Genomic DNA, 6,693 nt, shown 5'->3' with positions numbered 1-6,693 from the left:
GGTAGAGATAGACTGAGAGCCAGCCCCTCATCCGACCCTTCGGGCCACCTTCTCCCCGGCGGGGAGAGAAAATTGCCTCAAGGTCACCGCATCAGCCCTTGAACTTCGCAATCACCAGATGACCGGGCGTCGGATTGCCGTCCTGCATGCGCACATTGATGTCGGTCACTTCAATCACCTCGAAACCGGTCGCCGCCAGTCGTTCGCGGACATAGGTTTCGGCATGGGCGAAACGCTGGTGCGGGCCGACCATGTAGGGGCGCCCGGCCATGATTTTTTCGGGCAGGGTCTCCGACGAGAAGATCAGCAGGCCGCCGGCATTGAGGTTTTCGGCGGCGCCGAAAAACAGCGGTTCCAGCGCGCCGAGATAGGGCAGCACATCGGTGGCGGTGATGATGTCAAAGGGCTCGTCGTCATTGTCCTCAAGGAAATCCTCGACTTCGGCGACATAGAGCGTCTCGTAGAGGTCCTTCTCATGAGCGATCTCGACCATGTTTTCGGAAATATCGATGCCGGTGATGTCGTCAGCCATATCGCGCAGCGCTTCACCGGTGAGGCCGGTGCCGCAGCCGAGATCGAGCAGGCGTTTGAAAGGGCCGAGATTGAGCGTCTGCAGCCGCTGGCGCACCATCATGGGGACGGCGTAACCCAGCTGCTCGACAAGAATATCCTCGAAGGCTTCGGCATGCTGGTCGAACAGGGTTTCGACATAGGCGTCGGGCGCTTTGGAAGGCTGTTCGCCCCGGCCCATTGCGGCAATGCGTACGGCTGCGCCACCGTGGTCTTCCGGATCGATGGCGAGGACCTCCTCATAGGCCTTCACCGCCGCGTCCACATCACCGGCCTTTTCAAGCGCGAGTGCGCGGTTATAGGCCTCGGCGAGCGCCTCTTCGTCGATCTTCTGGTTCTTGGTCATCGTGCCTTATCCGTCAGCGTCTTCAATTGACGTTTGCTGTAAGCCGCATCGGGGACGGGCGCAATGTTTATGTGGCGTGAGGACTTAGTGGAGGATGAACTCCCCTTTGAGCGCACGCCATTCCTGCGCCGAGATAACCTGCCGGTGCACGTAGCGGACGGAGTGCAGGGGGCCGTCGAGCTTTTCCTGCCAGAACTTGAGGAAGCCGTGCATTTCAGGAAAATCGGGGGCCAGATCGTAATTCTGCCAGACATAGGTCTGGAGAACCAGCGGATGGTCCGGCAGGCGGTAGAATATCTGGGCGGTGGTGAGGCCATAGCCTCGCAGCATCATTTCCATGTCCTTGTTCATGGTGGCGGTTCCCATATCGATGATGACCGATCACAGCGTTGCCGCTGTATCTTAGATGGGAACACGGCAGGGTTAACCCAAGCTTGCCAAAAGAATGGATGCGTCACAAATTTGTTATATTTTTCAAAGTGTTGGCAGTACTCATTGATGAGTGCTGCCAACGTTGGGCTCAGCGCTTGAGGTGACGGGTCAAGCGGGCCTCCAGCCAGGCCCAGACATGGCGCAGCGTCTCGACGATCGCAAGGTAAAAGATCGCAGCCCAGAGATAGGCCTGATAATCGAAGGTGCGGGAAAAGGCGTAACGGGTCTGGCCCATCAGGTCGAAGACGGTGACGATGGAGACCACCGCCGAACCCTTGATCATCAGGATGATCTCGTTGCCATAGGGGCGCAAAGCGACGATCAGCGCCTGCGGCAGTATGATCTTTCGGAAGGTGATGAACTTGGAAATACCGAGCGACGCCGCCCCTTCGTGCTGGCCGCGCGGCACGCTCTGGATCGCCCCGCGCAGAATCTCCGCCTGATAGGCGGCGGTGTTGAGCGTCAGCGACAGGAGGCCGCAATACCAGGCTTCGCGGAAGAACCACCAGAGATCGACGGCTTCCAGCGCCGGGCGAAAGCTGCCGAGACCGTAATAGATCAGGAAAAGCTGCGCCAGGAGCGGCGTGCTGCGGAAGACATAGACGTAGGCATAAGCGAGCGCGCCAATGACGCGATTTTCAGACATGCGGGCGAAAGCGATCGGCACGGACAGGATGGCGCCGAGAATGATCGAGCTGCCGACCAGCGTGATTGTGGTGATGAGGCCATCGATATAACGGGGCCCATACCGTTCAAATTTGTCCCAATCCCAACCCTCGATCATCGCAAATAACAGCCCGGCGGCGAGAAGCAGCCAGAGCGTAATGACAGCGATGCCGACGACACGGGAGATGTTCAGCGGTTTGTCCGCAACGATGGGCGCTGGGCGTGGCGGAATGAGTTCCTTGATATGGCTCATCGTCTGGCCTCCGACTTGCGCGACCAGCGATCTATGAAACCGATGCCGATGGATGAGAGGAGCGCGAGAATGAGGTAAAGCAGGCAGGCGATGCCGTAGAAAAAGAAGGCTTCCTTGCTGACGCGGGCGGCGATGCCGGTCTGGCGGATGATATCTGCAAGGCCGATGATCGATACGTAGGACGTGTCTTTCAGCAGGATGACCCACAGGTTGGTCATGCCGGGAAGGGCGATCCGCACCAGCTGCGGAATGATGATGAGCACCATGGTGCGGCTGCGGGAAAGTCCGAGTGCGTCACCCGCCTCATATTGCCCTTTCGGTATGGCCTTGAAGGCCGAGAGAAGCACCTCAGACGCATAGGATGAAAACACCACCGAAAGCGCCACCATGCCGGCAACGAAGGCGTTGATTTCGATGGGGCCGGTAATGCCGATGTAACCTGCCACGGATTGCAGCAGCATCTGGATGCCGTAATAGACGATGAAGAGCGTCAGCAGTTCGGGTAGGCCACGAAAGATGGTGGTATAGATTCCGGCGGCCAGCCGAAGCGATTTTTCTTCCGATTGCGCGGCGAGCGCGATCAGGAAGCCGATCAATAGCCCGACTGGCAGGGTGGCAAGCGCCAGCGAGATCGTGACCTTGACGCCGAAAGCGATTTCATCGCCCCAGCCCGCATCGCCGCAGGCGACGAGAGTGCCGTTTCCGAAAAGCGAGAAGAGACCGACCGGCCCGCAGAAGGGATCGAGAAGTGTCGAGACATAGGTCCAGAACGCACCTATGGCGGAAAATGCTCCGCTCATGCCAATTTTCCCCTGCGGTCTTAAGCCGCCGTGATTGTTATGGTGACGTTTTCAAACAAAAATGGCGGAAGGGCAAGCCTTCCGCCACGAGATTTCAACAGATCGAACCGGCTTACTCGCCGTAAACGTCGAAATCGAAGTATTTTTTGTTGATCTCCTGGTACTTGCCGCTGGCGCGGATGCCGGCAATGGCAGCCGTGAACTTGTCGGCCAGCGCCGTGTCGCCCTTGCGAACGGCAATGCCTGCGCCGTTGCCGTTGATGTCGACGTCGACCTTGAGCGGTGTCAGGATCTTGCAGCACTTGCCGGCATCGGTCTTCAGCCATTCCGACAGCACGACGATATCGTCGATGACGGCGTCGATACGGCCATTGGCGATGTCCAGCTTATATTCGTCTGCGGTCGGATACATCTTCACGTCGGAATCCGGGAAGTGTTTTTCAGCGTAGTTGGAGTGGGTGGTGGAGCCCTGTGCGCCGAGCGACTTGCCCTTGAGATCGTCGAGGGACTTGATCGGCGAATCCTTCGGCACGGCGATCGCCGGCGGCGTGTTGTAATATTTCTTGGAGAAGTCGACCTTCTGGAGACGTTCCGGGGTGATCGACATGGACGCGATGATGGCGTCGAACTTCTTGGCCTGAAGGGCGGGGATGATGCCGTCCCAGTCATTGGTGACGAAGGTGCACTCGGCCTTCATTTGTTCGCACAGCGCCTTGGCGATGTCGATATCGAAGCCGGTCAACGTGCCGTCGGCTTCGAGATTGTTGAAGGGCGGGTAGGCGCCTTCGGTGCCGATGACAATCTTGTCCTGCGCGAGAGCCGCGCCGGAAAAGAGCGAGATGGCGGCAATCGATACGGCTGCGAGCAGACGGGTGGAAATAGGCATTTCGATCCTCTCTTTTGGTCGTTCATCCGCGGTCTGTTGTTGTTTTCAGTGCGGACGCCATGGGCGCCAAGGCGCGGCAGGACGGAGGATACCGCCTGTGGCCTTCAGCGCGGATGTGATTATTCATCCGCTTGGTCAAAAAATGCAACTGCAATATTAGCGACCTTCTTTGTGCCGCAGAGCCTCCACGAAAAGGCCTTGATCTGTTCATTTCCGGTACAGAAGGCTTTGGTCATCATGGGAACCGGAGCGTGTGTAAGGCGTTGAACAGCGCCTGCGTGCCAAGCCGGGCCCACGACGTCGCGTCATTCGCGACCCATAAAATGACGGCAGATGAGGAAGCACTGATGCTGAAAAAGAAAAACACATTGCTGACCGGGGTGGTTTTTCCACTCATGTCTCTCGCGATCGCGGTTGAGCCAGCAGCGGCAGGCTTTGCCGGCGCGGCCCGCGCCCAGGCGCCTGTTTCTCAAACCGCGCCCGGCCAGATAATCCTGGCGCAGGCGGAGCCGGCGCAGGAAAACCCCGAAGAAGAACTCAAGAAGAAGCGTCAGCGCGCCGATGAGGCGCAACCTGCCGAACCGAAGCGTGAAGAGCGCGCACCGGAGCCCCAGCGCGAGCCGGAGCCCAAGCGCGAAGCGCCGCCGGAACCGCAGCAGCGTGAGGCCCGCCCGGAGCCTGCGCCGGCCGAGCAGCCGCAGGAGCGTCCCCGCAAGCCTGAACGGGCGCAGGAGCCGCAGGGCGAGGGTGAACAACGCCCGGCTCGTCAGCGTGAGGCCGCGCCTGAAGCTGCGCCTGCCGAACAGCAGCCGAAGGAACGTCCGCGCAACCCGGAACGGGCCGAGCAGCCTGCAGGCGACGGCGAACAGCGTCCCGAGCGTCCCCGTAAGGAGCGTGCGAAAGAGCCTGCGGCCGAACAGGAGCCAGCAGCTCGCCCTGAAAATGCCGAGCAGCCGGCCAAGCCCCGTGAGCCGGCACCCGCCAAAAAACCGGCAGTAGAGGAAAAGGCCCCGGAACAGAAAGCCGAACCGGCCGAAAAAGCCGTTCCCGAGAAAAAGCCTGCCGCTCCCGAGCCCGCCGCGAAGGAAGCACCTGTTCCGACAGAAGCGCCGACGCCCGCGCGCCCACCGGCACCCGAGGCCCAGCCAAACCCTGCACCTGGCCGCCAGCCTTCCGAACAGCCTCCGGTAGAAGGTCAGGGTAGAACGGAACCCGCAGCCCCGCTGCCAGGCGCGCCGACCCCGCCGCCGAGTGGTGCGACGACCGGGCAGGCGCCCGCCGGCGAACCGGTGCCGAACCAGGTTGCCGTTCCGCAGACGGAAGCCCCGCCGATGACGAAGGAGGAGCTGGACAAGGCCAAGGCGATCGCCAAGGACCCGTCCAAGACGGCCGACACCGTCATCCTGCCGGTCGACAAGGGTGCTGCCGTTCTCGACAGCGACAAGGAAGTGGAGCGCTCCGGCAACCGCCAGACCCGCGAGGAACGCCGTCGTGAACGCGAACAGGCCGGCGACTTCAAGGTCCCGACCTCCGACGCCGAGGCGCAGCGCGCCGGTGCTGCTGAAGGCAAGGCTCCGCCGCCACCCGTAAAGCTGGAAGCCATCACTTCCCAGCAGGGCGAGCGCATCGACCGCCGCCCGCAATATGAGCGGCCGGACGGTGTACGCGAATGGCAGCCGCGCGAGGGTCGTCCGCGTGATCGCGATGGCGATGCGCCGATCATCCTGCAGTTCGGTGACCGCGTCGTCGTTCGTGGCGATGACAACCAGCGCTTCATCCGCGATGGCGGCGAGCCCTATTACGAGCGCCTGCAGGGCGGCCGTGTCCGCGAAACCGTGGAGCGCCGGGATGGCACGCAGGTCGTGACGATCCGCAACCGTTATGGCGACGTGATCCAGCGTTCGCGCATTGACGATCGCGGCCGCGAATATGTGCTGTTCTACGCACCGGAGCTGATGGACGATCCGGACCGCGATTACGTTTATCGCGACCCCGGTCTCGATCTTCCGCCCATGCGTCTGCGCATTCCCGTGACGGACTACATAATCGACACGTCGAGCGATCCGGATCGCGATTATTACCGCTTCCTGGAACAGCCGCCTGTCGAGCCGGTGGAACGTGTCTATTCGCTGGATGAAGTGCGCTATTCGGCTCGCATCCGTGACAAGGTGCGCCGTATCGACCTCGATACGATCACCTTCGCGACCGGCAGCGCTGAAATCCCGATGGCGCAGGCTCGCTCCTTGCGCAAGGTGGCCGACGCAATCAACAAGGCGCTGGAAAAGAACCCGGCGGAAACCTTCCTCATCGAAGGCCATACCGATGCCGTCGGTTCGGATGAAAGCAACCTCGTACTGTCTGACGAGCGCGCCGCCTCCGTCGCCAACGTGCTGACCGACGTCTACGGCATCCCGCCGGAAAACCTCGCGACGCAGGGTTATGGCGAGCGTTACCTGAAAGTCCAGACACTCGGGCCGGAACAGCAGAACCGCCGCGTCACCATCCGCCGCGTGACGCCGCTGGTGAAGCCGGTCGCTCAGAACTGACCGGGTTCAAATAGAAAAACAAGGCCCGGAAGCGAAAGCTCTCCGGGCCTTTTTTATTGCTTACGATGTCCCCAGCGCCGAGGCGTTTGGCAGAACTTGATCATCCGCAATCCGTCACCCCGGACCAGATCCGGGGTCCAGCGTGATCAAGTCCTTGATCACGAAAGACTCTTTCACGGCGCAGACGCGCCGTG

At 61.0% G+C, this 6,693-nt stretch carries 6 protein-coding genes; 1 reads left to right on the top strand and 5 read right to left on the bottom strand.

The annotated features are described in order from the left end of the window. Nucleotides 1-91: 91 nt before the first annotated feature. The 5 genes from AGR2A_RS11805 to AGR2A_RS11785 all read right to left on the bottom strand — a co-directional run bounded on the left by AGR2A_RS11805 (nucleotide 92) and on the right by AGR2A_RS11785 (nucleotide 3,953). On the bottom strand, nucleotides 92-916 hold the full coding sequence (locus AGR2A_RS11805; protein WP_072494590.1) for a class I SAM-dependent DNA methyltransferase: 825 nt from the start codon (nucleotides 914-916) through the stop codon (nucleotides 92-94). An 84-nt stretch (nucleotides 917-1,000) separates the two neighbouring features. Then, nucleotides 1,001-1,267, bottom strand: coding sequence for an usg protein (locus AGR2A_RS11800; protein ID WP_004442513.1), 267 nt, complete (start codon nucleotides 1,265-1,267; stop codon nucleotides 1,001-1,003). Between the two features lie 169 nt (nucleotides 1,268-1,436). Continuing rightward, nucleotides 1,437-2,267: an ABC transporter permease gene (locus tag AGR2A_RS11795; RefSeq protein ID WP_004442510.1), complete on the bottom strand. Its 831-nt coding sequence runs from the start codon at nucleotides 2,265-2,267 to the stop codon at nucleotides 1,437-1,439. After that, nucleotides 2,264-3,067: an ABC transporter permease gene (locus tag AGR2A_RS11790; protein WP_022556506.1), complete on the bottom strand. Its 804-nt coding sequence runs from the start codon at nucleotides 3,065-3,067 to the stop codon at nucleotides 2,264-2,266. The genes AGR2A_RS11795 and AGR2A_RS11790 overlap by 4 nt, the downstream gene beginning before the upstream one ends. A 112-nt stretch (nucleotides 3,068-3,179) precedes the next feature. Beyond that, nucleotides 3,180-3,953 (bottom strand): ABC transporter substrate-binding protein, encoded by a 774-nt coding sequence (locus AGR2A_RS11785; RefSeq protein ID WP_004442506.1) that lies wholly within the window; start codon nucleotides 3,951-3,953, stop codon nucleotides 3,180-3,182. A 347-nt stretch (nucleotides 3,954-4,300) separates the two neighbouring features. On the opposite strand from AGR2A_RS11785, the gene AGR2A_RS11775 reads away from it, so the two are divergent. After that, the gene (locus tag AGR2A_RS11775; protein WP_072494589.1) at nucleotides 4,301-6,499 is read left to right on the top strand and encodes an OmpA family protein; all 2,199 of its coding nucleotides are present in this window, start codon (nucleotides 4,301-4,303) and stop codon (nucleotides 6,497-6,499) included. The last annotated feature ends 194 nt before the right edge of the window (nucleotides 6,500-6,693 follow it).

The organism is Agrobacterium genomosp. 2 str. CFBP 5494, from assembly GCF_900013495.1.
Lineage (GTDB): Bacteria > Pseudomonadota > Alphaproteobacteria > Rhizobiales > Rhizobiaceae > Agrobacterium > Agrobacterium pusense.
The sequence above is the reverse complement of the archived record's forward strand: the minus strand, read 5'-3'. Positions and strand labels throughout refer to the sequence as shown.